The organism is Arenibaculum sp. (assembly GCF_035998295.1).
Taxonomy (GTDB): Bacteria; Pseudomonadota; Alphaproteobacteria; order Azospirillales; family Azospirillaceae; genus DASYHS01.
Window position 1 is genome coordinate 1 of record NZ_DASYHS010000101.1, and the last position, 23,198, is coordinate 23,198.

The 23,198-nt window shown below is 68.1% G+C and carries 25 protein-coding genes; 8 read left to right on the forward strand and 17 right to left on the reverse strand.

Annotation, left to right across the window (positions count from 1 at the left end):
• The 3 genes from VGO20_RS10820 to VGO20_RS10830 form a co-directional block, all read left to right on the forward strand.
• The coding region (locus VGO20_RS10820) for a PhoU domain-containing protein (RefSeq protein WP_327502347.1) at window positions 1–492 on the forward strand (492 nt) is incomplete at its 5' end.
• A gap of 76 nt (window positions 493–568) precedes the next feature.
• Window positions 569–1,033, forward strand: coding sequence for a RidA family protein (locus VGO20_RS10825; RefSeq protein WP_327502348.1), 465 nt, complete (start codon window positions 569–571; stop codon window positions 1,031–1,033).
• Between the two features lie 2 nt (window positions 1,034–1,035).
• On the forward strand, window positions 1,036–2,202 hold the full coding sequence (locus VGO20_RS10830) for a GNAT family N-acetyltransferase (protein ID WP_327502349.1): 1,167 nt from the start codon (window positions 1,036–1,038) through the stop codon (window positions 2,200–2,202).
• Window positions 2,203–2,206: 4 nt separating this feature from the next.
• Here VGO20_RS10830 and VGO20_RS10835 read toward each other — a convergent pair whose 3' ends face one another.
• From VGO20_RS10835 to VGO20_RS10845, 3 genes are read right to left on the reverse strand one after another with little or no spacing between them, the layout of a single operon-like run.
• Entirely contained in the window at window positions 2,207–2,677 is a 471-nt protein-coding gene (locus tag VGO20_RS10835) for a nucleoside deaminase (protein WP_327502350.1), read from the reverse strand.
• 17 nt (window positions 2,678–2,694) lie between these two features.
• Window positions 2,695–3,798 (reverse strand): CaiB/BaiF CoA transferase family protein, encoded by a 1,104-nt coding sequence (locus tag VGO20_RS10840; RefSeq protein ID WP_327502351.1) that lies wholly within the window; start codon window positions 3,796–3,798, stop codon window positions 2,695–2,697.
• Window positions 3,795–4,307, reverse strand: coding sequence for a hypothetical protein (locus VGO20_RS10845; RefSeq protein WP_327502353.1), 513 nt, complete (start codon window positions 4,305–4,307; stop codon window positions 3,795–3,797). Before VGO20_RS10845 ends, VGO20_RS10840 begins: the two co-directional genes overlap by 4 nt.
• A gap of 146 nt (window positions 4,308–4,453) precedes the next feature.
• On the opposite strand from VGO20_RS10845, the gene VGO20_RS10850 reads away from it, so the two are divergent.
• The gene (locus tag VGO20_RS10850) at window positions 4,454–5,221 is read left to right on the forward strand and encodes a TerC family protein (protein ID WP_327502354.1); all 768 of its coding nucleotides are present in this window, start codon (window positions 4,454–4,456) and stop codon (window positions 5,219–5,221) included.
• Window positions 5,222–5,316: 95 nt separating this feature from the next.
• Here the strand turns inward: VGO20_RS10850 and clpA are convergent, their stop codons facing one another.
• The 3 genes from clpA to VGO20_RS10865 all read right to left on the reverse strand — a co-directional run bounded on the left by clpA (window position 5,317) and on the right by VGO20_RS10865 (window position 8,797).
• Window positions 5,317–7,614: an ATP-dependent Clp protease ATP-binding subunit ClpA gene (gene clpA / locus VGO20_RS10855; RefSeq protein ID WP_327502355.1), complete on the reverse strand. Its 2,298-nt coding sequence runs from the start codon at window positions 7,612–7,614 to the stop codon at window positions 5,317–5,319.
• A 6-nt stretch (window positions 7,615–7,620) separates the two neighbouring features.
• Window positions 7,621–7,947, reverse strand: a complete 327-nt coding sequence (gene clpS, locus VGO20_RS10860; protein ID WP_327502356.1) for an ATP-dependent Clp protease adapter ClpS — start codon at window positions 7,945–7,947, stop codon at window positions 7,621–7,623.
• A 361-nt stretch (window positions 7,948–8,308) separates the two neighbouring features.
• Complete coding sequence (locus tag VGO20_RS10865) at window positions 8,309–8,797, reverse strand: phasin family protein (protein ID WP_327502357.1); 489 nt, start codon at window positions 8,795–8,797, stop codon at window positions 8,309–8,311.
• A gap of 350 nt (window positions 8,798–9,147) precedes the next feature.
• Between VGO20_RS10865 and VGO20_RS10870 the strand changes: the two genes are divergently transcribed.
• Entirely contained in the window at window positions 9,148–10,422 is a 1,275-nt protein-coding gene (locus tag VGO20_RS10870; protein WP_327502358.1) for a D-alanyl-D-alanine carboxypeptidase family protein, read from the forward strand.
• A 39-nt stretch (window positions 10,423–10,461) separates the two neighbouring features.
• On the opposite strand, the gene pgmG is transcribed toward VGO20_RS10870, so the two are convergent.
• The 6 genes from pgmG to VGO20_RS10900 form a co-directional block, all read right to left on the reverse strand.
• The gene (gene pgmG, locus VGO20_RS10875) at window positions 10,462–11,847 is read right to left on the reverse strand and encodes a phosphoglucomutase/phosphomannomutase PgmG (protein WP_327502359.1); all 1,386 of its coding nucleotides are present in this window, start codon (window positions 11,845–11,847) and stop codon (window positions 10,462–10,464) included.
• Window positions 11,844–13,187, reverse strand: coding sequence for a UDP-glucose dehydrogenase family protein (locus VGO20_RS10880; protein WP_327502360.1), 1,344 nt, complete (start codon window positions 13,185–13,187; stop codon window positions 11,844–11,846). The genes pgmG and VGO20_RS10880 overlap by 4 nt, the downstream gene beginning before the upstream one ends.
• A gap of 28 nt (window positions 13,188–13,215) precedes the next feature.
• Window positions 13,216–14,085 carry a UTP--glucose-1-phosphate uridylyltransferase GalU gene (gene galU / locus VGO20_RS10885; protein WP_327502362.1) on the reverse strand — a complete coding sequence of 290 codons (870 nt, stop codon included), beginning with the start codon at window positions 14,083–14,085 and terminating at the stop codon, window positions 13,216–13,218.
• Between the two features lie 109 nt (window positions 14,086–14,194).
• On the reverse strand, window positions 14,195–14,950 hold the full coding sequence (locus VGO20_RS10890; protein WP_327502363.1) for a DnaJ domain-containing protein: 756 nt from the start codon (window positions 14,948–14,950) through the stop codon (window positions 14,195–14,197).
• 9 nt (window positions 14,951–14,959) lie between these two features.
• Window positions 14,960–15,676 (reverse strand): vWA domain-containing protein, encoded by a 717-nt coding sequence (locus VGO20_RS10895; protein WP_327502364.1) that lies wholly within the window; start codon window positions 15,674–15,676, stop codon window positions 14,960–14,962.
• A gap of 148 nt (window positions 15,677–15,824) precedes the next feature.
• Entirely contained in the window at window positions 15,825–17,876 is a 2,052-nt protein-coding gene (locus tag VGO20_RS10900; protein ID WP_327502365.1) for a molybdopterin oxidoreductase family protein, read from the reverse strand.
• Window positions 17,877–18,057: 181 nt separating this feature from the next.
• Here VGO20_RS10900 and VGO20_RS10905 point away from each other — a divergent pair, with 181 nt between their 5' ends.
• A complete protein-coding gene (locus tag VGO20_RS10905; protein WP_327502366.1) occupies window positions 18,058–18,654 on the forward strand; it encodes a 2-hydroxychromene-2-carboxylate isomerase in 597 nt (198 codons plus the stop codon).
• 128 nt (window positions 18,655–18,782) lie between these two features.
• Here the strand turns inward: VGO20_RS10905 and VGO20_RS10910 are convergent, their stop codons facing one another.
• Together VGO20_RS10910 and VGO20_RS10915 are read right to left on the reverse strand one after the other, a co-directional pair.
• The gene (locus VGO20_RS10910) at window positions 18,783–19,013 is read right to left on the reverse strand and encodes a hypothetical protein (protein ID WP_327502367.1); all 231 of its coding nucleotides are present in this window, start codon (window positions 19,011–19,013) and stop codon (window positions 18,783–18,785) included.
• Window positions 19,014–19,114: 101 nt separating this feature from the next.
• A complete protein-coding gene (locus VGO20_RS10915) occupies window positions 19,115–19,423 on the reverse strand; it encodes a sll1863 family stress response protein (protein WP_327502368.1) in 309 nt (102 codons plus the stop codon).
• 319 nt (window positions 19,424–19,742) lie between these two features.
• On the opposite strand from VGO20_RS10915, the gene VGO20_RS10920 reads away from it, so the two are divergent.
• Window positions 19,743–20,780, forward strand: coding sequence for a Leu/Phe/Val dehydrogenase (locus VGO20_RS10920; RefSeq protein WP_327502369.1), 1,038 nt, complete (start codon window positions 19,743–19,745; stop codon window positions 20,778–20,780).
• Between the two features lie 40 nt (window positions 20,781–20,820).
• Here the strand turns inward: VGO20_RS10920 and VGO20_RS10925 are convergent, their stop codons facing one another.
• Window positions 20,821–21,057: a (2Fe-2S)-binding protein gene (locus VGO20_RS10925; RefSeq protein ID WP_327502370.1), complete on the reverse strand. Its 237-nt coding sequence runs from the start codon at window positions 21,055–21,057 to the stop codon at window positions 20,821–20,823.
• 149 nt (window positions 21,058–21,206) lie between these two features.
• On the opposite strand from VGO20_RS10925, the gene VGO20_RS10930 reads away from it, so the two are divergent.
• Window positions 21,207–22,148, forward strand: coding sequence for an SAM-dependent methyltransferase (locus VGO20_RS10930; protein WP_327502371.1), 942 nt, complete (start codon window positions 21,207–21,209; stop codon window positions 22,146–22,148).
• On the opposite strand, the gene VGO20_RS10935 is transcribed toward VGO20_RS10930, so the two are convergent.
• Window positions 22,138–22,332: a hypothetical protein gene (locus VGO20_RS10935; protein ID WP_327502372.1), complete on the reverse strand. Its 195-nt coding sequence runs from the start codon at window positions 22,330–22,332 to the stop codon at window positions 22,138–22,140. The genes VGO20_RS10930 and VGO20_RS10935 overlap by 11 nt on opposite strands.
• 396 nt (window positions 22,333–22,728) lie before the next feature.
• A partial coding sequence (locus VGO20_RS10940) for a hypothetical protein (protein ID WP_327502373.1) occupies window positions 22,729–23,198 on the reverse strand: 470 nt, incomplete at its 5' end.

Below are 23,198 nucleotides of genomic sequence, written 5' to 3' on the forward strand. Positions count from 1 at the left end.
CGGGAAGGCCTGGACGAAAAGGAAAACAGCCGCTTCGAAGAGATCGTGACCTTCACGACCAACCTGGAGCATGTCGGCGACATCATCGTCCGCAACCTGATGGAACTCGCGGCGAAGAAGATCCGCAACCGGCTCGCCTTCTCGGATGCCGGGCTTCAGGACATCCACTCCTTGCACGAGCGCCTCGCGAACAACCTGCAGCTGGCGCTCGGCGTCTTCTTGTCGAGAGACGTCAAGGCGGCTCGCCGTCTGATCGCCGAAAAGGATGAGTTCCGATATCTGGAGCGGGCGGCCGTCCAAAGCCATCTGGCCCGACTGCGCAGCGGCAGGATCGAGAGCATCGAGACCAGCGCGCTGCATCTCGACGTGTTGCGCGACCTGAAGCGTATCCACGCCCATGTGGCATCGGCGGCCCACCCGATCCTTGAGGCTGCGGGCGAGCTCAACCGCAGCCGCCTGAAGCCGGCGGAGCCGATACCCGGTGCGGAGTGATCGTGGCAGTTCAAGCGGCGCCCTCGACGGGGTATCGTCTGCACGAGACAATCCAACACCAGGGAGCGGTGACATCATGACCGGTTCGATCGAGGCCCGACTGCGCGAATTGAACATCGAACTGCCGGAAGGCTCCGCTCCGGTGGCGGCCTACGTGCCCGTGACGCGCTCCGGCAATACGCTCTACATCTCGGGCCAGCTTCCGATGTGGAAGGGTGAACTGCGCTGCAAAGGCCTGCTCGGGCGCGACGTTAAGCTGGAGGACGCCCAGGCCGCTGCACGCTTGTGCGGACTCAACATCCTGGCTCACATCCGCAATGCCTGTGGCAACCTCGATTCGGTGCGGCGCGTCCTGAAACTGGGAGGCTTCGTCGCCTGCACGGCCGACTTCACCGACCACCCCAAGGTGGTCAACGGTGCATCGGAGTTGATGATCGAGGTGTTCGGGGATATCGGGCGGCATGCCCGATTCGCAGTCGGCGCCCCGTCCCTGCCGTTGGGCGCGGCCGTCGAGGTCGACGCGATCATCGAGGTGGGGTGAGCATGCCCGAAGGGGACGGGCTGACGCTGGACCTGGTCGCCGGGATCGGCGCCGTCGATGCGGCGCAATGGGATGCCTGCGCCGGTGATGCCAACCCCTTCGTCAGCCATGCGTTCCTGTCGGCTCTCGAGGATAGCGGCTCAACCGGCCGGCGAACCGGCTGGCTGCCCCGCCATCTCGTACTGCGGGATTCGAGCGGGCAGCTTCTGGCCGCGGTGCCGATGTACGTGAAGGGACATTCCTACGGGGAGTACGTCTTCGACTTCGGCTGGGCCAATGCCTACGAGCAGGCGGGCGGGCGCTACTACCCCAAGCTCCAGGTCTCGGTGCCGTTCACGCCGGCAACGGGGCCGCGCCTCCTGATGCGGCCCGACGCCCCGCCGGCCTGCATGCCCCTGTTGATCCGAGGCATGGAGCAGGTGGCCCAGCGCCTCGACGTCTCCTCCGTTCACGTCACCTTCCCCACGGAAGCGGAATGGAACGCGTTGGGCCAAGCCGGCTGGCTCCAGCGCATCGGCCACCAGTATCATTGGCACAATGCCGGCTATTCCAGCTTCGAAGACTTTCTGGCCGCCTTGAACAGCCGCAAGCGCAAAGCGATCCGCAAGGAGCGGCGCGCCGTCGCGGAGAGCGGCGTGAGCATCGAGACCTTGACCGGCGCCAATATCCGAGCGGAGCACTGGGACGCCTTCTACGGCTTCTACCAGGACACGATCGACCGGAAATGGGGTCAAGCCTATCTCACGCGCGACTTCTTCCATCGGCTGGGATCGGCAATGGGCGAGGCCGTCGTCCTGGTCATGGCCCGGGACGACGGCGAATGGGTTGCCGGCGCCTTGAACCTGCGTGGCGCAGACACGCTCTACGGCCGCAACTGGGGCTCGGCCGGCGAGTACCGTCACCTCCACTTCGAAGCCTGCTACTACCGGGCGATCGATTTCGCGATCGAAGCCGGGTTGGCCCGGGTGGAGGCGGGAGCCCAGGGCGAACACAAGATCCAACGCGGCTACTTGCCGGCCCCGACCTACAGCGCCCATTGGATCGCCGATCCAGCCCTGCGCCGGGGCGTCGCCGACTTTCTCGATCGCGAGCGGCCGGCCATGCTCCGCCAGATAGATCTTTTGATGGAGGAAAGCCCGTTTCGCCTGGAGGATGGACAAAACCGCTAGGCGTTCAGTAGGGAATCCTGTCCGGCTTGGCGTCCCATTCCTCGAAGACGTCCATGGCCTCCCGGCCGAGCAGCCTTGCGGTCGACAGCGAGCGGCTCGGCATCGGGAGCGCGACCTCCTCGTACAGGAAGGCGTCGTCGAAGCCGATCGCAGCCGCTTCGTCCCGGGTGTTCGCGTAGAACATCCGGTCGAGCCGTGCCCAGTAGATCGCCGACAGGCACATCGGGCAGGGCTCGCAGCTCGTGTAGATGCTGCAACCCCGCAGACTGAAGGTACCGAGTCGCCGGCACGCGTCGCGGATGGCCACGACCTCGGCATGCGCGGTCGGGTCGTTGGCAGAGGTGACCTGGTTCCAGCCTTCGCCGACAACCACGCCGTCCCTCACGACCACGGCCCCGAAAGGGCCGCCGGCTCCTTCCCGCATCTTGCGGCGGCTGAGCTCGATCGCCTGCCGCATGAACCGCTCGTGGTCCAATCATTCCTCCCGCTGGCTCAGCCTCGCCAAGCCGCCATTATCTCGGCGACCTCCACATCCCGGACCGGCGCGCGCAGGGCCGGCGGACCGCCGTCGACCCTGAGGCCGAACAGCGCCTCGACGAGTCCATCCCGGGCACGGATCTGCCCCCGCTCCCGGACGTGGGGATGGTCCGGCACCTCCGTGGGGTCCAGCACCGGCTCGACGCAGCAATCGACGCGATCGAATAACGCCGCCCAGTGGGCCAGCGGTTGCGAGGCGAACAGGGCCGCGACCTCGGCGGCCAGCGCGTGCTGCGGCATCGGTTCCGCGTGGCGGGCAATCCAATCCGGCCGTTCCACGGCACCGCAGAACGCGTGCCAGAACTTGTGCTCGATCGCGCCCACCGCCATGAAGCGGTCGTCAGCGGTGCGGTAGACCTGATACCAGGCGGCACCGCCCGAGATCATGCCGCCCGCCCGCGGAAGTGGGGTGCCACGCGCCGCGGCGGTCAAGCTCGGGCCCTGCCAAGCGAGCACCGTCTCCATCAGGCTGACGTCGAGAAGCATTCCGTCCGCGCCGCGACCACGGTGGAACAGGCCGGCCACCGCCGCAAGTGCCGCCTGGACCGCCGCCGCGTAATCGGCGGTCGGCGGAAAGGCCATGCGGGGCGCCTCGGATGTCCCCGAAATGGCGAGGCCGCCTCCGACGGCCATATAGGTGACGTCGTGCCCTGCCCTCAACCGGTACGGGCCGTCCTGGCCCCAGCCCGACAGCGCGACGTGGACCAGGCCGGAGTTCAGTTCGGCCAGCCGCTCCCGGCCGAAGCCGAGGCGCTCCAGCGTGCCGGGACGATAGCTTTCCACCAGCACGTCCGCCCGCGATAGCAGTTCCGCGAACGTCCGGCGCCCCTCCTCATCCTTGAGGTCGAGGCGCAGCACGGACTTTCCGGCGTTCACGAGTTTGTATCCCGGCGTCAGTCCATCCTCGTCGACCTCGCCCAGGCGACGCATCGGTTCGCCGTCCGGCGGCTCCACCTTGACGACGTCGGCTCCGAGATCGGCCAGGATCTGCGCGGCGAAAGGACCGGGAATGTACTGGCTCAGGTCGATGACGCGAACCCCCGCGAGCAGCCGGGTCATGCCGCGGCTCCAAACCGCAGCAGTCCGGGTGCTTTATGGATGATTTCCTCCAGGATAGCCTCCGCCGTTTCCAGGTCACCCATGATCTGGCTGCCGAGCTTGCCTTCGTACTCCGGCCGACGCAGCTTCTCGTGAGCCTCGTAGAGGCTGCGCAGTTCCGAGATGAAAATCTCCCGCGCCCCCAACGGCAGGACCGTGTTGGCTGACAGCACGAAAAAGAAGCGCATGCTCGCCTTGACCAGGACGGCCATCAGCAGCGTGTCCAGGCGGTCGAACTCCTGTCGGAGGTCGTCGACCCGTACGTCCTCGATATTGCGCAGCCGCGCCTCGATCAGGATGCACAGCGCCTTGAATTCTCCGACCTTGTCCCGGAACAGCCGGTAGGAATTGAAGCTCTGGCGTGCCGCGTCGCTCTGAGCCTGCTTGGCAAGTGCCGCCGCCTCGCGCGCCTGGCGCTCCAGGGCCGTGAGCAGCCCCTCGACCTCCTTGCGACTGTAGGTCCTCGCCACGTCCGTCCTCCGACAGGGCCCGTCCTGGGGCTATACCACGTGGGCGGACCGGCGCAAACCCGATCGCCGATCTTGCCGGAAGACTTTTTCGTATGCTGGCTGTAGATGTCTCGTGCCTCGGACGAACGAACGAAGGGATCGAACACATGGAGTATCTGATCGAACTGGCCGGGTCTCCGGCGGCGTGGGCCGCGCTTGCCACGCTCATCGCCATGGAGGTCGTGCTCGGCATCGACAATCTGATCTTCATCTCGATCCTGACCAACAAGCTGCCGGAACATCAGCGCGAGCGGGCGCGGCGCATCGGCATCGGCGGGGCACTGATCCTGCGCCTCGTCTTGCTTGGCACGGTCGCGATAATCGTCGGCCTCACCGCGCCGGTCTTCACGGCGTTCGGCCACGGCTTCTCCTGGCGCGATCTGATCCTGATCGCCGGTGGGCTGTTCCTGGTCTGGAAGGCGACCAAGGAGATCCATCATAACGTCGATCCCGACCCGGGAGCGGACATGTTCGATTCGCGCAAGGCCACCATGGGCATGGCAGCCGCGGTCGGCCAGATCCTGCTGCTGGATCTCGTCTTCTCGATCGACAGCATCATCACCGCGGTCGGCATGACCGATCACATCCCCATCATGGTGGTGGCCGTGCTGGTGGCGGTCGGCGTGATGCTGCTCGCAGCCACGCCTCTTGCCAACTTCATCCACCGGAACCCGACGATCGTGATGCTGGCTCTGGGCTTCCTGCTGCTGATCGGCACGACCCTGATCGCCGAAGGCTTCGGTGCGCATGTGCCGAAGGGCTATATCTACGCCGCCATGGCCTTCTCCGCCTTCGTCGAGGCATTGAACCTGCTGTCCCGGCGCTCCCGGCGCAAGCCTCAGGTCACCGAAGGCGCTGCGGAAAGCGGACACTGAGGAGAACCGGCCGCCGAGATCCTCGATAAAAAAGGGCGGAGCTCGAAAGCTCCGCCCCCGTCCAATTCCCCTACGGACCGCAACCCGCCTGCGGGTCACTCCACCATTTCGGGGACCTTCTCCGGTTCTTCCGCGCGCGGCGGCTCGGGATACGTGAACACCAGCTTGTCGTCCGCGACCGTGACCTGGACGATGCCGCCCTTTGCCAGCCTTCCGAACAACAGCTCCTCTGCCAGCGGCTTCTTGATGCTTTCCTGGATCACACGGGCGAGCGGACGGGCGCCGTAGAGCGGGTCGTAGCCCTTGTTGCCCAACCACTCCCGCGCTTGGTCCGACAGCTCGATCGTGACGCCGCGGTCGCCAAGCTGAGCTTCCAGCTGGATCACGAACTTGTCGACGACTTGCGAGATTACCTCCTTGCTGAGCGCGGAGAAGGGGATGATCGCGTCAAGGCGGTTGCGGAACTCCGGCGTGAACAGCTTGTTGATCGCCTCCAGATCCTCGCCGACCCGCTTCTCCCGCTCGAAGCCGATGACCGGCTTCGCTAGATCCGCGGCTCCGGCGTTCGTGGTCATGATCAGGATCACGTTGCGGAAGTCGACCGTCTTGCCGTTGTGGTCGGTAAGCTTCCCGTGGTCCATCACCTGCAGCAGGATGTTGTACAGGTCCGGATGCGCCTTCTCGATCTCGTCCAGCAGCAACACGCAGTGCGGATGCTGGTCGACGGCATCGGTCAGCAAGCCTCCTTGGTCGAAGCCGACATAGCCCGGTGGTGCGCCGATCAGCCGGCTGACCGTATGGCGCTCCATGTACTCCGACATGTCGAACCGGGTCAGCTCGATGCCGAGCGTGCGGGCGAGCTGACGCGCCACCTCGGTCTTGCCGACGCCGGTCGGACCGGAGAACAGGTAGTTGCCGATCGGCTTCTCCGCGTCGCGCAGACCCGCGCGGGCCAGCTTGATCGCGGAAGTGAGCGCGTCGATCGCCTTGTCCTGGCCGAAGACCATGGTCCGCAGATCGCGTTCGAGGTTCAGGAGCACCTCGCGATCGTCGCGGCTGACCGATTTCGGGGGGATGCGGGCGATCTTGGCTACCACGGCCTCGACGTCCTTGACCGAGATGGTCTTCTTGCGCCGCGACTCCGGCAGCAGCATCTGCGCGGCCCCGACCTCGTCGATGATGTCGATCGCCTTGTCCGGCAGCTTGCGGTCGCCGATGTAGCGCGCCGACAACTCGACCGCCGAGCGAATCGCGTCGTTGTGGTAGCGGACGCGGTGGTACTTCTCGTAGTAGGGCTTCAGACCCTGGAGGATCTTGATCGCGTCCTCGACCGTCGGCTCATTGACATCGATCTTCTGGAAGCGCCGGACGAGTGCCCGGTCCTTCTCGAAATAGTTCCGGTATTCCTTGTAGGTGGTCGAGCCGATGCAGCGCAGCGTGCCGCTGGCAAGCGCCGGCTTCAGCAGGTTGGACGCGTCCATCGCGCCGCCCGACGTGGCGCCCGCGCCGATCACGGTATGGATCTCGTCGATGAACAGGACCGAGTTGTCCTGCGCCTCCAGCTCCGACAGCACGGCCTTCAACCGCTCCTCGAAGTCGCCGCGGTAGCGGGTACCCGCCAGCAGCGCACCCATGTCGAGAGCGTAGATCGTCGCCGTCTGCAAGACGTCCGGCACCTCGCCGTGGACGATGCGACGCGCCAGCCCTTCCGCGATCGCGGTCTTGCCGACGCCCGGGTCACCCACGTAGAGCGGGTTGTTCTTCGAGCGACGGCAAAGGATCTGGATGGTGCGCTCCACCTCCTGTTCCCGGCCGATCAGCGGATCGATCTTCCCGCTGGCCGCCTTCTTGTTCAGGTTGACGCAGTACGCCTCGAGTGCCTCGGTGCCCTTCTTCACGACCTTCTCCGCCGCTGCGTCCTCGTCGGCTCCCGAAACCCGTCGCGTTTCCGCACGGCCGGGGGCCTTCGCGATCCCGTGAGAGATGTAGTTCACCGCGTCGAACCGGGTCATTTCCTGCTCCTGCAGGAAATAGACCGCATGGCTCTCGCGTTCAGAGAACAGCGCAACGAGCACATTCGCTCCCGTCACTTCCTCGCGCCCGGAGGATTGGACGTGGATCGCGGCCCGTTGCAGCACCCTCTGGAAGCCGGCCGTCGGCTTCGCGTCGTCCGGCCGGTTCGTGATCAGGTTGGCGAGCTCGTTGTCGAGATAGTCGTTGAGGTCTCCACGCAGCTTGTCGATCTCGACGCCGCATGCACGCAGGACGGCCACGGCGTCCTGGTCCTCGGTCAGCGCGAGCAGGAGATGCTCGAGGGTAGCGTATTCGTGACGGCGCTCGTTGGCGTACGCAAGGGCTCGGTGCAGGGATTGCTCGAGGTTACGCGAGAGCATGCCGGGCTAATCCTTCTCCAAAGTGCACTGTAGAGGATGCTGATGCTGCCGAGCGAAGTCCATCACCTGGGTGACCTTCGTCTCCGCGACCTCGTAGGTGAACACGCCGCATATGCCCACTCCGCGCCGATGGACGTGGAGCATGATCTGGGTAGCTTCTTCGCGGGTTTTGCTGAAAAACCGCTCCAGGACGTGAACGACGAACTCCATCGGAGTATAGTCGTCGTTCAACATAAGCACCTTGTACATCGAAGGTTTCTTCGATTTCGGCTTGGCTTTCACAACCACGCCGGTCGTTGTGCCCTCGTTTCCGTGCTTGTCGGTATCGGCCATGGGTTGTGCTGGCATTCATCGCGAAGAACATCCTCTGCCGATAATATGAGAATTCCTTCTGCACATGGAAGGGCCGACGTGTCGGGATGCAGCCTCCGCCAGGGTACCTACCGACGGCCGGGGGGTCCTGCCCGCGGCGGGATGCCGCATGTCGGGCGGGACGGACGGGTTCCGAAATCCGTTCCGGAGATGGTCCGGCGACGGGCCGTAGCGGGCACCTTCTTCGTCAACACGGCCGGGACCATGGAGTTCCTACCTCGGAATATGACGCACGAAGGCCCGGCCGTCATGGACGGCCGGGCCTTCGAACCGGCAGGGAAAGCCGGTCAGCTGGAGTACCGGCCCGGCGGGCCGGCATGGCTCAAGCGGCGACGGGCTTTGCAAACTTCTCGACCGTCGCGCTGACGCGGGCACTGATCGGCTCCAGGGCCTCGTTGGCGACCTTCACCGACAGCTCGGACAGCTTCACGCTCTCGTTGAGAACGTTGTCCAGCGACGTGCGGGCATACTCGTTCTGCAGGGATACGAGTTCGGTCAGCGTCCTGACCCCGAGCATCGCCTTGCCGGTCGCCGCCCCCGTCTCGAAGCTGGCCTGGGCGAAGCCGAACATCGCGCGACTCAGCTCTTCCATGCCCTTCGCGACGATCGTGCCGGACTGGACGAGGGCATCGACGTTCTGCTTCCCGAACGCGGCGAACTCGCCGTAGTTCTTGAAGAAATTCTGGCCCGCCTGCTCGAGGCGCCCCTGAGACAGGCCGAAAGCCTGCTCATAACCCTTCAGCACGGCATCCTGCCCGGTCTTGAGCGTGGCCTTCGCGGTGTCTTCGGTCTTCGGTGAACGGGTCGGCATGTCGATCGGCTCCTTCCTCGGACGGCCGGCGCATTGCGCGGCCGAGTTGCGGGCCGCCGCCCGCGGGACGGCGTCGTCGGCCTAGCCTATGCCGGCATCACGACGCCAAAGCGTTTGCTGCACTGCAGCATGACCGTCATGTATGGGTCCCGAGCGCTCCCGTCAAGTTTTTTTGTGCGCCGCACAACCACTTTCGAGCACGCGTGCGCCCAACGGAGCCTTCTACCCCACCCGATCGAGGCTAGTTCGAATACGTCGAATTAACGAATGAATGCTAGACACTGATTCAACAGAGATTTACGTTTGTGGTCAAATTTGGGCGAATCGGTGTTCGGGGGGCACACGTAACCGTGATTGACCGGGTTTCCTCACTGGTCGGCCGGGCCGGCTTGGCTTTCCTCGTAGCGCTGGCGCTCGTGCTTTCGGGCGGATCGCGCGAGGTGGCCGCCAAATATGCAGCCATCGTCATCGACGCGGACACCGGCAGGGTTCTCCACGCGGAGAATGCGGATATACCTTATTTCCCCGCCTCCCTGACGAAAATGATGACGCTCTATCTCACCTTCGAGGCCTTGGACGCCGGGCGCATCAAGCTCGACACGCCTTTGCGGGTGTCGCCCAAGGCGGCGAAGCAAGCGCCGACCAAGCTGGGGCTGCGCCCGGGGAGCACGATCCGGGTCGAGGAGGCGATCCTCGGCCTCGTGACCAAGTCGGCCAACGACGCCGCCGTGGTGCTGGCGGAGGGGCTGAGCGGCAGCGAGGCCGATTTTGCCGCCCTGATGACCAGGAAGGCCCGTGCACTCGGCATGGGCCGGACCACCTTCCGGAATCCCCATGGCCTTCCGGACGCAAGGCAACGCTCGACCGCGCGCGACATGGCGACGCTGTCGCGCGCCCTGATCCACGATTTTCCAGAGCGCTATCATTATTTCAGCCGGGCCAGCTTCACCTATGCCGGCGTCACCCATCGCAGCCACAACCGCCTGATGGCGCGTTATGACGGCATGGACGGGCTGAAGACCGGCTACACCCGCGCGTCCGGCTTCAATCTCGCGTCCTCGGCCGTCCGCCATGGCCGACGCCTGATCGGCGTCGTGTTCGGCGGCCGCTCGGCGGCGACGCGCGACAAGCGCATGGAGGTCCTGCTGGACCAAGCGTTCGAACGCGTGCGCAAGGAGGGCCCCCTCGTCGCGTTCCTGCCGCCCCTGCCCGGCCACAAGCCCGGCCAGGGCGGTGCGCTGCCGCGCATCGTTCCCGGAGAAGCGGTGGCGCTCGCCTCGCTGGTACCCGTCGACGGGCAGGCGCTGGATGCGCTGACCGAGCGCCTGGCCGACGTCGCGACGGTCGGCGAGGGCGACACCGATCCCGCCGGCAAATGGGGGATCCAGGTCGGCGCGTTCTCCGACGAGGAGACGAGCCGCCGCGCCGTCCGGGCGGCGGCGGCGGCGGTACCCGCCTTGCTGGCCGGCACCGCCGAGCAACTGAGCGCGGTACGCAACGACAACGGACTGCTCTATCGGGCACGGCTCGTCGGTCTCGTGGAGGCCGATGCCCGCGCCGCCTGCAGCCAGCTGTCCAGTGCCGGCATCGCCTGCCTGCCGATCGGCCCGGCCGACGGCACCTGAGGACGTCATCCTCTTCCGGCCCGCGCGGGAGAGGAGACCTCAGAAGCCCGGCGGCGTCGCTATGCCGCTCTGACGGAGCTGGTCCCTCAGCATCCCCTTCAATGCCTCCAGGCCGGCCTCGCTGAACGCCTCGGCCCGGGCTACCAGCACATCCTGGGTGTTGGAGGCACGCAGCAGCCACCAGCCGTCTTCGGTCGTGACACGCACGCCGTCGATGTCGTTCACGTCGGCACCGGCAGCCTTCAGCCTCGCCTTCACCTCATCGACGACCGCGAACTTGCGCTCCTCGTCGACCTGGAAGCGCGTCTCGGGCGTGTTGAGGACCGGCGGCAGGCGGTCCCGCAGTTCCGCCAGCGTCCGGCCGGACTTCGACAGCAACGATACGAGCCGGATGCCGCAGTAGATCGCATCGTCGAAACCGTACCACTTGTCGGCGAAGAAGATGTGCCCGCTCATCTCGCCGGCCAGCGGCGCGCCGGTCTCGGCCATCTTGGCCTTGAGCAGCGAATGCCCGGTCTTCCACATCAGCGGCTTGCCGCCCAGGCGCGCGATCTCGTCGAACAGCGTCTGGCTCGCCTTGACGTCGGCGATCACGGTGGCACCGGGATGGTCGGCCAGCACCTCCGAGGCATAGATCGCGACGAGCTGGTCGCCCCAGACGATCCGTCCCTGGGCGTCGATCGCACCGATGCGGTCGCCGTCGCCGTCGAAGGCGATCCCGAGGTCGCAGCCGTGCTCGGCCACCGCCTTCTGCAGGTCGACGAGGTTCTCCGCGACCGTCGGGTCCGGATGATGGTTCGGGAAGCGGCCGTCGATGTCGGCATACAGCAGAACGTGCTCTCCCGGCAGCCGCTCGGCCACGCGGCGCAGCATCTCGCCCGTCGCGCCGTTCCCGGCATCCCAGGCGACCTTGAGGTCGCGCGGCCCCTCGTAATCGCGCAACAACCGGGCGACGTAGGCGTCGCGGACGTCGACCTGCTCCGAACTGCCCTGCCCCTGCACGAAGTCCGCCTTGGCGGCGATCTCGCCGAGTTCCAGGATCATGCGCCCGTAGACCGGCCCCTTGCCGAGCATCATCTTGATGCCGTTGTATTCCGGCGGGTTGTGGGAGCCGGTGATCATCACGCCGGCGGCGGCCTCCCGGTCGCGGACCGCGAAATACAGCATCGGCGTCGGGCCGAGGCCGATCCTCTCGACGTGCAGGCCGGTCGAGGCCAGCCCTTCGACCAGCGCCGCCTCCAGCTCGGGCGAGCTCTCGCGCCCGTCGTAGCCGACGCAGACGCGCTTGCCGCCTCCACGCACAACGACCGTGCCGAAAGCCCGGCCCACCGCGCGCGCATCCGCCGCGTCCAGGGTCTTGCCGACGATGCCCCGGATGTCGTACTCGCGCAGGACCGTGGGATGGAACTCGTGCGCCTCGCTCATGTCAGCACCTTCTCGACGGCGTTCAGCATCAGCCGGGACGGCCGGCCGACGCAGCTGTAGCTGAAGCCGGCCATCTCCATGTCCTCGGGATTGTACACGTTCCTGAGATCGACCATCACGGGCGCCTTCATCAGCTCGCGCACCCGCTTCAGGTCGAGAGCCCGGAACTCGTTCCATTCCGTCAAGATCGTCACCGCGTCGGCGTCGGCCAGCGCGTCATAGGCGCTCTCGCACCAGGTCACCCCGGGAAGGAGCTTGGTCGCCTCCTCCATGCCCGCCGGGTCGTAGGCGCGCACCGTCGCCCCCGCCTCCTGGAGCGCGGGAATGACGTCCAGGGACGGCGCGTCGCGCATGTCGTCGGTGTTGGGCTTGAAGGAGACGCCGAGGACGGCGATCGTCCGCCCCTTCACCGACCCGCCGCACGCCTCGACGATCCGGGACGCCATCGCCTTCTTGCGCTTGTCGTTGACGTCGACCACTGTCTCGACGATGCGGAGCGGCGAGCCGTAGTCCTGCCCCGTGCGCACCAGGGCCAGCGTGTCCTTCGGGAAGCAGGAGCCGCCGTAGCCGGGGCCCGGATGCAGGAACTTTCGCCCGATCCGCCCGTCGAGACCGATGCCCTTGGCGACGTCGTGGACGTCCGCCCCGACCTTCTCGCACAGGTCGGCGATCTCGTTGATGAAGGTGATCTTGGTCGCGAGGAAGGTGTTGGCGGCATACTTGATCATCTCCGCCGTCTCGAGCGACGTCGTGACGATCGGCGTCTCGATCAGGAAGAGGGGACGGTAAAGCGCCCGCATCACCGCGCGCGCGCGGTCGCTGTCCGTCCCGATCACGACCCGGTCGGGCCGCATGAAGTCGCCGATCGCCGAGCCCTCGCGCAGGAACTCGGGATTCGAGGCGACGTCGAACTCCGCGTCGGGACGGGTGCGGCGCACGATGCGCGCGACCTCGCGGCCGGTGCCGACCGGCACGGTCGACTTGGTCACGATCACGGTATAGCCCTTGAGGTAGAGCGCGATCTCCTCGGCGGCCGCGTAGACGTAGCTGAGGTCCGCATGGCCGTCGCCGCGCCGGGACGGCGTCCCGACCGCGATGAACACGGCGTCCGCCTCCGGAACCGCGTGCTCGATGTCGGTGGTGAAGCCAAGGCGCCCGGCCTTGACGTTCTTGGCGACCAAGTCGTCGAGCCCGGGTTCGTAGATCGGGATCTCGCCCCGCCTCAGCCGCTCGATCTTGGCGGCGTCCTTGTCGACGCACATCGTCGACACGCCGAACTCGGAGAAACAGGCGCCGGACACGAGCCCGACATATCCCGTGCCAATGACGGCGATCCGCATGAAGGTCTCCTTGGATTTTCCGTCGCTTCTACAGCAGCCGCCCGATCGCGGCGCGAACCTTGTCGGCCATATCGGGACGCTGGAGGGCGAACGCGATGTTGGCCTCCAGGAAGCCGATCTTGTCGCCGCAGTCGTAGCGCGTGCCCTCGAAACGCAGCCCATGGAAAGGCTGGCGGCCGATCAGCCGGGCCATGCTGTCGGTCAGCTGGATCTCGCCGCCGGCCCCGCGCTCCTGGCGGTCCAGTTCGGTGAACACATCCGGCTGGAGGATGTAGCGCCCGATGATCGAGAGCGTCGAAGGCGCGTCCTCCGGCTTCGGCTTCTCGACCAGCCCCCGGATCGAGGCGAGGCGGCCGTCGTCGCGCTCGACGTCCAGGATGCCGTAGCGGCTGGTGTGCTCGCGCGGGACGTCGACCACGGCGACGACGTTGCCGCCGACCGCGTCGTAGGCCTCGACCATCTGCTTCAGGCAGGGCGTCCCCGCCAGCACGACGTCGTCGGGCAGCAGCACCGCGAAGGGCTCGTCGCCGACCAGCTCGCGCGCGCACCAGACCGCGTGCCCGAGGCCGAGGGGCTGCTGCTGGCGGGTATAGAACAGTTTGCCCGAGCCGATCTCGGTGGCCTGGACCGCCTCGAGGGCTTCGCGCTTGCCGCGCGCCTCGAGCAGCCGGTTGAGGTCGCCGCTGATGTCGAAATGGTCCTCGATCGCGCTCTTGCCCTGGCTCGTGACGAAGATGATGTCCTCGATGCCGGCCGCCCTGGCCTCCTCCACCGCGTGCTGGATCAGCGGCTTGTCGACCAGAGGCAGCATCTCCTTGGGAATGGCCTTGGTCGCCGGCAGGAAGCGCGTCCCCATTCCCGCGACCGGAAACACCGCCTTGCGCACTCGTCTAGCCATCGGACTCTCTGTTCTGTGCTGATACCGGGGCGAAACCCAGGAACGGATCTAGCGTTGCACCTTCGGGCGGATTTTCTGCCACGGGATTACGGCGGGTGCAACTAACCCATTAAGAACCCAAGAGTATATCCTTGGCCTGATTGATCTTGGCCGCAAGATAGGTGGACCCCCCCTGATCGGGGTGGATCTTGAGCATCAGGCGACGATGGGCTTCCTTTATCGCCTCGGGAGGCGCACCCGGCTCGACCCCGAGGATTTCGTAGGCCTCCTCCCGGGTCATCGCGGACGAGCCGCCACGACCGCCGCCACCGCCGCCCCCGGCTCCGCCGCCCGCGGTCCCCTGCTCCGGGCCCGCGCCGGCCCCCGAACCGGCGCCGGTTCCCCGCCAGTCAGGCCTGTTACGGTCGAGATAGGCCTCCAGGACCGCGACCGATTGCGCGTCGGCGCTGCGGCAGGCATCCAGCAGGTCCAGGATGTCCTCGGTCGAAAGCTGGTCCAGGTTGCGTCCTGCATGCGGCCCCTGGACGACCTCGCCCCACATGGCGCCGGTGTCGTGGTCGAGGTGCATGTGCAGGAAGCGGGTGCGGATGCTCGACGTCTGACCCTGCGCCGGCCCGGCCGCGGCCTTGAGCCGGTTGACGACCGTCCGCCAACGCGCGACCAGCGGGAACAGGAACGCGGCCACGGCGACCGCCAGGCCGAGCCGCCCGGTCACGGTCATCACGATCAGGGCGACGACGCCGATGATGATCAGGAACCACCGGAGGCCGCGGGCGAGTATGCGCGGATCGGCATCCGCGAAGGCCCGGACCAGGAGATAGCCGCCGACGAACAGCGCGATGCCGAGGACGAAGAACGGCAGCATGCCCCGCCCTCAGCGCCGGCCCATCTGGCTCGTGAGCTGGCGGACCGCCTCCGCCTTGCCCCGGCCGTAGTCCTCGAGCGCCGGCCTGCCGCCGGCGGCGAAGACGGCGACCGCGCTCAGCAGGTCCTTGAGCTGCTGGGCGCTGCTGGCGTCGAACGGACAGTAGGCGCCGCCCGACAGCCGGGCGATCTGCCTGAAGGCGTTGCGCGCCACCGGCTCCCCGCCCTCGTGGAACATGAACACCGGCACGTTCAGCAGGCCGAGCTCGCCGGCGTGGTGGCACAGCCGGTCGACGTCCTCCTCCATGCAGTCCCCGACGAAGACCAGCGCGTTGACGCGGTTGCGCCCGGTCTCCTTGATCGCATGGGCGAGCACGCGGCCGATCTGCGTCTGGCCGCCCAGGCAGGTCACCGCCGTCATGCGGCTCAACAGGTCGCGCGCGTTCGAGACCCAGGGGCTCGCCCGGCATTCCCGGAAGCCGCGGTAGAAGACGAGCTGCACGTCCAGGCCGCCCAGCGCGGCCGTCGCCTCGAACATCTGGGCCTGGATCTGGCAGGCCCGATCCCAGGTCGGCTGCCGGCTCGCCGTCGCGTCCATGCCGAACATGAGGCGGCCGCGCTCGCCCGAGGCCTTGTAGGACGGCGCGGACGCGACCTTGCGCAGGAAGGCGTCCACGTCGGCCTGGGAGGACCCGGATGTCGGTAGTGTCCGATCGTCGTCCGGCATGGCTGCTCCCTTTTCCCGCAGGCCCCGGGGATCTCCGACGGCTCCCGTCCCGGGACTGCCCAACCGCGTTCAGGTCATTATCAGCACTTCATTGTGATAACGCCAAGGCACGCTCGGGTTTCCGACGGGACCGAAAGAGCGCGCCTCCCTATTCCGATCGTAACCACACGGCGGTGTCGTGGAAAGCCGCGCCGCCGTTGGGCGGCGCCGGATCGGCCCCGACCAGGACGTTGATGCCGATCCCCTCGTCGAAGGCGCCGTCGGGCCAGATCCCCTCGGCCACGAGGACGCCTTGCTGCTGGCCCTCGACCGGCCGGACATGGATCAGCAGGTCGCCGCGCCGGTTGCCGATGCGCACCCGGTCGCCTTCGCGCAGGCCGAGCGCGGCGCAGTCGGCGGCGTTGACCAGCAGCGTCGGCCGCCCCTCGCGCCGCCGCGAGCCCGGCGTCTCTGTGAAGCTCGTGTTCAGGAACTGTCGGGCCGGCGGCGCCAGCAGGCGGAACGGATGCTCCCCGTCCGCCTCCTCGATGTTGGCGAGATGGTCGGGCAGTGCCGGCATCGCCTCGTGCAGCGGGCCGAGCGCCGCCCAGTCGGGCTTGAAGCGGAACCGGCCGTCGGGCGTCGCGAAGCCCCGCTCGAACTTGTGGTCCGTGCCCTCCAGGCAGTCGAGCCAGCGCAGCGCCTCCATCGCCTCGACGCCGGGCCAGCCCGACGCCCGCAGGGTCGCGTCGACCAGCTCGCGGGCGGTCATCGCGAAGCCGGGATGCTCCGCGCCGAGCCGACGGGCCAGCTCGCAGATCACCCAGTGGTTCTCCCGCGCCTCGCCCGGCGCGTCGACCTGGCGCATGGCGACCTGGAGATGCATCTGCCCGCCCGCGGTGTAGAGGTCGTCGTGCTCGATCATCATCGTCGCCGGCAGGACGACGTCGGCGAGCTTCGCCGTGTCGGTCATGAACTGCTCGTGCACGCAGGTGAACAGGTCCTCGCGCGCGAAGCCGCTGCGCACCAGCCGGCTGTCGGGGGCGACGACCGCCGGGTTGGTGTTCTGTATCAGCATGGCGGCGACCGGCGGGCCGCCGGACAACACCCCGGCATCGCCGTTCAGCGCCGGGCCGATGCTGCACATGTCGATGACGCGCACCGAGGGGTCGCGGCGGTCCCGCCCCTCGATCAAGGTCGTGTCGAGATGGTAGATCGACGAGTTGGAGTACAGCGCGCCGCCGCCACGATGGGACCAGGCCCCCGTCACGACAGGCAGGCAGGAGACGGCATGCATCTGCGCCGCCCCGTTGCGCGAGCGCGAGAAGCCGTAGCCGAGGCGCAGGAAGCTCCGCGGGGTCGTCCCGTACAGGCGGGCGAACGCCTCGATCTCGCCGGCGGGGATGCCGGTGATCGCGGCCGCCCATTCGGGAGTGCGGGTCCGCAGATGCGCCTCCAGCTCGCCCGGCGCGTCGGCATGGCGGGCGAGGTAGCCGCGGTCGGCGAGGCCGTCGCGGAACAGCACGTGCATCACGGCGCAGGCGAGCGCCCCGTCGGTGCCGGGGCGCGGCGCCAGGTGCAGGTCGGCCGTCTCCGCGGTGCCGGTCCGGTAGGGATCGACGACGACCAGCTTCGCCCCCCGCTCCTTGCGGGCGCGCGCTATGTGCGTCATCACGTTGACCTGGGTCGCGACGGGGTTGCCGCCCCAGACGACGATCAGGTCGCTCTCGGCCATCTCGCGCGGGTCGGCGCCGCGCTTGGCACCGTGGCCGGCGAGCCAGCCGGCGTCGGCGAGCGCCGTGCAGATCGTGTTCTTCTGCCCGGAATAGCGCATCGCGTGGCGCAGCCGGTTGATGCCGTCGCGCTGCACGTAGCCCATCGTGCCGGCATAGTAGTAGGGCCAGACGGCCTCGCTGCCGTACCGCTCCGCCGCGCGCAGGAAGGCTTCGGCCACCAGGTCGAGGGCCGCCTCCCACGACACCGGCCGCCAGTCGCCCCCGCCCTTGGCGCCGACGCGCTGGAGCGGCACGGTCAGGCGTTCGGGATGGTGGACCCGCTCGGCATAGCGCGCGACCTTGGCGCAGACGACCCCGGCCGTGTAGCTGTTCGCCGCCCCCCGCACCCTGCCGATCCGCCCGGGGCCGAGCTTCTCGACGTCGAGCGCGCAGGTGCTCGGACAGTCGTGGGGGCAGACGGACGGGACGAAGGTCGATGCGGTCACGAGGCGTGCTCCCTGGACGAGGCGATGATCCTAGCCGGGCGGGGCATGTCCGTCCATGGCACTGCAAGCCGGCAGTGCTGACAGGTGGTGCTGGTGGGTGGCGCTGGCGGGTGGCGCTGGCGGGGCCGGGGCGGATGTGCTAGCGGGAACCCGCGACGACGCCGCGGAAGGAATGCGAGAGATGCCTGCTGGGATCGACTACTACTTCACCGTCAACTCGCCCTGGACCTATCTCGGCCACGAGCGGTTCCTCGACATCGCGCGCCGCTCCGGGGCCACGGTCCGGTTCCGGCCGTTCGACCTGATGAAGATCTTCCCAGCCTCGGGCGGCCTGCCGCTGCCCAAGCGCGCCCCGCAGCGCCGCGCCTACCGCCTGGTCGAGATGCGGCGCTGGTCGGAGCATCTCGGCGTCCCGATCGTGCTGGAGCCGGCCGGGCTTCCGGCCTCGGACGAGCCGGCGGCGCTCGTGATGATGGCGGCCATGGACGCGGGCCTGGACGCGGGCGCCATCGCCGGCGCGGTGATGCGCGCGATCTGGGTCGACCAGCGGAACATGGGCAGCTTCGAGGCCGTGCACGAGGTCGCGGCGCCGTTCGGCGTCGATGCTGGCATCGTCGCGAGCGCCGACACGCCGGAGATGCGGACGCGGCGCGACGTCCTGACCGACGAGGCGCTCGCGGCCGAGGTCTTCGGCGCCCCCTCCTACGTGCTGGACGGGGAGATCTTCTGGGGGCAGGACCGGCTCGACTTCCTGGAACGCGCCCTCGCGCGGATCTGAGCGTTTCCGGAAACGCTCAGGGGTATCGTGTTCCTCAGGCGCCGGCGCCACTCCGTGGCTCGGCTTGCGCCCCTGGCGGGGCGGGGGCGCGGTCGCGCCCCTTGGTTTCCGGACCTGTCCGGAAACGCTCAGGGGCCCAGGCGCCGCTTGAGCACCTGGCCGGCGTCGTGCGCCCGGTACAGGCGGCCGTCCTCGAGCGCCGACACGCAGACCGTCTTCGAATCGGCCGGGCGCTCCAGCCGGGTCAGGCGCGCATGCGCCTCCCCGAAGCCGGCGGGGCTCCTGATCGCCACCACCTGCCAGATGTCGGTGTAGGGCACCCCCACCTTCATGAAGCACTGTCCGACGTGAACCGCCATGGCTCCCTCCCCTCCGGCACGAGCCGGCAGACTAGGGAGGCGGGCGCCGCCGCGCGACCGCGCATTGGGGGGAGATGGCGCAGAGGGTCCGGGCCGCGCGCTCAGGCCGCCTCGGCGTGGAGCAGGGATTCGAGCCGGCCGACCGCGGCCGCCAGTTCGGCGATCGCCTCTTCGGTGTGCACCTTGACCCCGGACCAGGCATCCTCCGGGGCACGGCGCACGTCCTCCAGCTTGGCCTCCGCGCGGTTGCGGATGCCGCGCAGAGTGTCGAGCATGCGCTCGGCGGCGAGGCGCCGCTCCTCGGAACGGAGCCGGACCGCGACGCCGTGCAGGCGGTCGAGCCGTCCGTCGAGGGCAAGCAGCGCCGCCTCGGCGGACGCCAGATAGGCCTTCTTCATCGGATGGGGCATTCGCCTCCCTCCTCCCGCGCCGGTGACTGCCGGGGCCACATGCACGTCGCGGACCAGCATGCGATTCCCGCCGCGGCGCCGGGCCTGTTCCGCCGCGGAACTACCTCGATCGATTGTCCGGACATTTTATTTCTAAAACTTGAAACCACCAAGTCCGAAGACGGGCATTGCCAGGTTCATCAGGTCACTTCCCTGCTTTTTCGAAGTCCGCCGTTCCGGCTGTTGATGAACGGTTAGCGTCTCCCAATACTGACCAAAAATGCGGCAATAAGGTTCCGAACGGAATTCTTGCTGCATTGCATCATAAGAGGGAACTTACATGCCCGTATTCGGGGACCAGGACTTCGACAACCACGAGCAGGTCGTTTTTGCGGCCGATCCGGAAACCGGACTGCGCGCGATCATCGCTATCCACGACACGACTCGCGGTCCGGCGCTGGGCGGATGCCGCATGTGGGCCTATGCGGACGAGCAGTCGGCCATCAACGACGCCCTGCGCCTGTCGCGCGGCATGACCTACAAGAACGCGCTGGCCGACCTTCCGCTCGGCGGCGGCAAGTCCGTGATCATCGGCGACGCGCGGACGGCGAAGACCGCGGGGCTGATGGCGGCGATGGGCCGCGCGGTCGACGCGCTGGGCGGCCGCTACGTCGTCGCCGAGGACGTCGGCACGACCGTGGAGGACATCGAAGTCATCCGCCGGCACACCAACCACGTCGCCGGCGTCGCGCATGGCGGCGGCGACCCGTCGCCGGCGACCGCCTTCGGCGTCTTCTCCGGCATCCGCGCCGCGGTCGAGCACAAGCTCCGGCGCACGAGCCTGGACGGCGTGCGGGTCGCGGTCCAGGGCCTGGGCCATGTCGGCCAGAACCTCTGCCGGCACTTGGCCGGCGAGGGCGCCAAGCTGTATGTCAGCGACATCTGGCCGGAGAACGTCGCGCGCGTCGTCGAGGAGCACGGGGCGACCGCGGTGGACCCCGACGCCATCTACGGCGTCGATGCGGACGTGTTCGCGCCCTGCGCGCTCGGCGCGGTGATCAACGACGACACCCTGCCCCGCCTCTCGGTGTCGATCGTCGCCGGCGCGGCCAACAACCAGCTCGCCGAGGACCGGCACGGCGTGGAGCTGGCGCGGCGCGGCATCCTCTACGCCCCCGACTACGTCATCAACGCGGGCGGCGTCATCAGCATCAGCCACGAGCGCGAGCCCGGCGGCTACGACCGCGAGCGCGCCTTCCGGCACGTCGCGCGCATCCACGACACGCTGAAGCTGATCATCGAGCGGGCGGAGCGCGAAGGCGTGCCGACCAACCTGGCCGCCGACCGGATCGCCCAGGAGCGTTTCAGGCCTCATTGAGGGTCCGGGGCGGCGGCGGGCGGCGGCCCGCCGCCGCGGCCTACTCGGCCGCGAGCAGGAACGCGTCGGCCGGAACGCGAGCCGGTTCGGCACACGGCGTGCCGAGGTCGGAACATCCCTTGTGTTCCCGGACCATCTGCCGGACATGCGGGACGCATTTGCCGCATTGGGGCGTGCAGCCGAGGCCGCGGTAGACGCCGGCCGTGGTCCGCGCGCCGTCCTGCAGCATGCGCGCGACCTGCTTGTCCGTGAACGCGTGGCAGAGGCAGACATACATTGCGGTCAGTCCTGCGCGGTCAGTCCCGAGGGCCGATGGCCGATCGATCCTTGATAGTGCGATTGAGAATGACTGTCAATGAATCACGCACGACCTGTCGAATTCCAGAGGGCTGCAAACGGCAGCCGCCTCCGTGCTATGGCTTGCCGATGCAAGACCTGACCGTACCGGAACCGCTGGGAGCGACGGGCTATCTCGCCCCCGAAGGCTTCCTCGACGACCTGCTGGCCGAGCTGGCGGAACCGCCGCTCGCGGTGCACGACCGGCTCGTCCTGATGCCAGGCCCGCCCCGTCCCGCCGCCTGGGCGGAGAATGTCTGGCACGACCCCGTCCGCATCCGCTTCGCCTCGATCGGCGAGGCGGCGCGCGCCCTGCGCGCGGTGCAGCGGAACTGGGCGCTGCTTGCGGTACGCCACCACCGGCGGGCGAGCCTGATCCAGGAGCGCCTGCCCCACGTCTCGGCCAAGCCCCTCCCCTTCCCCGCCGAGGCGCCCCCGGCGCCGCTGGGGTCGTGGCTGATGGAGGACGCGAACGCCCTGATCGCCTCGGCCCGCTGCTCCAGCCCGTTCCGCCACGGCGAGCTGCGCTTCGTCGAGAACAGGGAAGCGCCGCCGAACCGTGCATACCTGAAGCTGTGGGAGGCGTTCGTGCGCGCGGGCCGCCACCCCGGCCCGGGGGAAACCTGCCTGGACCTCGGCTCGAGCCCGGGCGGCTGGACCTGGGTGCTGCACGAGCTGGGAGCCCGCGTGATCAGCGTCGACAAGGCGCCGCTCGACCCGTCGATCGCCGCCCTGCCGCGGGTGGAGTTCCGCCGGCAGAGCGCGTTCGCGCTGCGCCCGGCCGAGGTCGGGCCGGTCGGCTGGCTGTGCTCCGACGTCATCTGCTATCCGGAGCGGCTGCTCCGGCTGGTCCGGGAATGGATCGACAGCGGGCTCGTGGGGAACTTTGTCTGCACGATCAAGTTCCAGGGGCCGACCGACCATGCGATGGCCGCCGCCTTCCGGGAGATTCCCGGAAGCGAGGTCGTGCACCTACACCACAACAAGCACGAGCTGACCTGGATAAGGATCGACGGCCGTCTCAGGCCGTGACGTCGAGCAGCCTTCCGGTCGCCGAGGCACCCTTGGCGGGCGTCGCCAGCGACGAGCCGGCGATCTGGCGGGCACCTTCCGCCGCGTTCATCACGACCTGGGCCATGACCTGCTCCTGCTGGCGAGTCGCGCGCAGGCCGATCATGGCCAGCTGCGACTGCGGCGAGAAACCGGTTACGTCCATGGGTCACCTCCCCTTCCGGAGTCCGTGGATCATCCGAAAGATAGTAGTGCCCCGGGGGTGGGGCGTCAATGCACATGGTCCTCGCCGATAACGTGGGGGTTTGTGGGGGTTTGTGGGGGTTTGTGGGGGTTTGTGGGGGTGGTGTGGGGGTGGGGTCGGCGCGCCCCTGGCCGATGGCGGAAAGTTCCCTCTCCTGCGGGGGAGGGAGCTCTGGATGTTTGTCGGAAAGACATGCGGGAATATTCCCTCTCCTAGCGAGAGAGGGAAGGAGCCCATGCGAAGCATGGGAAGGGTGAGAGATGATGGTGGTTCAGTAATGGCGAGGGCGTAACCCCTCACCCTCCCGCCGCTTTACGCGGCGGGCCCCTCCCTCTCCCTATGGGAGAGGGGTGAAATCTACTTGCGGCGGGCCATCGACTTGAGGGCGCGGCGCTCGCGGCGGTTCAATTGGGGTTCGGGGAGGACCGACGGCAGGAGGGTGGTCAGGTCCAGGTCGTCCAGGATCGGGGCGGGAGTGGGCTTGGCCGGCTCGATCGCGGGCAGGCGGCCGTTGCCCTTGCCATTCATGCCGTGGAGCTGCATCAGGCGGTCGATCGCGCGCAGCGCGTGGCCGGTCTGGCCGTTGGCGATGGAATGCTCGACCAGGTGGGACAGCCAGGCCTCCAGACGCTCGAACATGGCGGCGTGGCCGGCCTCGCGGGCGGCGGACAATGTGGCTACCCGCTCGCCCATGCCGGGCTCGGCCAGCAGCGTCTCGCCCGCGGCCGGGTCGGCGTAGCCGATCATGCGCGCCGCGGTGGCGGGAGTGGCGCCGTTGGCGACCAGGCGGCAGAACAGTTCCTGGCGGGGGTCGAGCGTCACGGGCC

Coding starts and splice junctions, on each gene's coding strand:
- pgmG (WP_327502359.1), bottom strand. CDS start 11,847: ATGAGCGAGGCGCACGAGTTCCATCCCACGGTCCTGCGCGAGTACGAC.
- VGO20_RS10910 (WP_327502367.1), bottom strand. CDS start 19,013: ATGGCGGTTCACGTCGGACAGTGCTTCATGAAGGTGGGGGTGCCCTAC.
- VGO20_RS10825 (WP_327502348.1), top strand. CDS start 569: ATGACCGGTTCGATCGAGGCCCGACTGCGCGAATTGAACATCGAACTG.
- VGO20_RS10890 (WP_327502363.1), bottom strand. CDS start 14,950: ATGCTGCCGTTCTTCGTCCTCGGCATCGCGCTGTTCGTCGGCGGCTAT.
- clpA (WP_327502355.1), bottom strand. CDS start 7,614: ATGCTCTCGCGTAACCTCGAGCAATCCCTGCACCGAGCCCTTGCGTAC.
- VGO20_RS10930 (WP_327502371.1), top strand. CDS start 21,207: ATGCAAGACCTGACCGTACCGGAACCGCTGGGAGCGACGGGCTATCTC.
- VGO20_RS10905 (WP_327502366.1), top strand. CDS start 18,058: ATGCCTGCTGGGATCGACTACTACTTCACCGTCAACTCGCCCTGGACC.
- VGO20_RS10915 (WP_327502368.1), bottom strand. CDS start 19,423: ATGCCCCATCCGATGAAGAAGGCCTATCTGGCGTCCGCCGAGGCGGCG.
- VGO20_RS10880 (WP_327502360.1), bottom strand. CDS start 13,187: ATGCGGATCGCCGTCATTGGCACGGGATATGTCGGGCTCGTGTCCGGC.
- VGO20_RS10830 (WP_327502349.1), top strand. CDS start 1,036: ATGCCCGAAGGGGACGGGCTGACGCTGGACCTGGTCGCCGGGATCGGC.
- VGO20_RS10850 (WP_327502354.1), top strand. CDS start 4,454: ATGGAGTATCTGATCGAACTGGCCGGGTCTCCGGCGGCGTGGGCCGCG.
- clpS (WP_327502356.1), bottom strand. CDS start 7,947: ATGGCCGATACCGACAAGCACGGAAACGAGGGCACAACGACCGGCGTG.
- VGO20_RS10925 (WP_327502370.1), bottom strand. CDS start 21,057: ATGTATGTCTGCCTCTGCCACGCGTTCACGGACAAGCAGGTCGCGCGC.
- VGO20_RS10935 (WP_327502372.1), bottom strand. CDS start 22,332: ATGGACGTAACCGGTTTCTCGCCGCAGTCGCAGCTGGCCATGATCGGC.
- VGO20_RS10840 (WP_327502351.1), bottom strand. CDS start 3,798: ATGACCCGGCTGCTCGCGGGGGTTCGCGTCATCGACCTGAGCCAGTAC.
- VGO20_RS10895 (WP_327502364.1), bottom strand. CDS start 15,676: ATGCCGGACGACGATCGGACACTACCGACATCCGGGTCCTCCCAGGCC.
- VGO20_RS10920 (WP_327502369.1), top strand. CDS start 19,743: ATGCCCGTATTCGGGGACCAGGACTTCGACAACCACGAGCAGGTCGTT.
- VGO20_RS10865 (WP_327502357.1), bottom strand. CDS start 8,797: ATGCCGACCCGTTCACCGAAGACCGAAGACACCGCGAAGGCCACGCTC.
- galU (WP_327502362.1), bottom strand. CDS start 14,085: ATGGCTAGACGAGTGCGCAAGGCGGTGTTTCCGGTCGCGGGAATGGGG.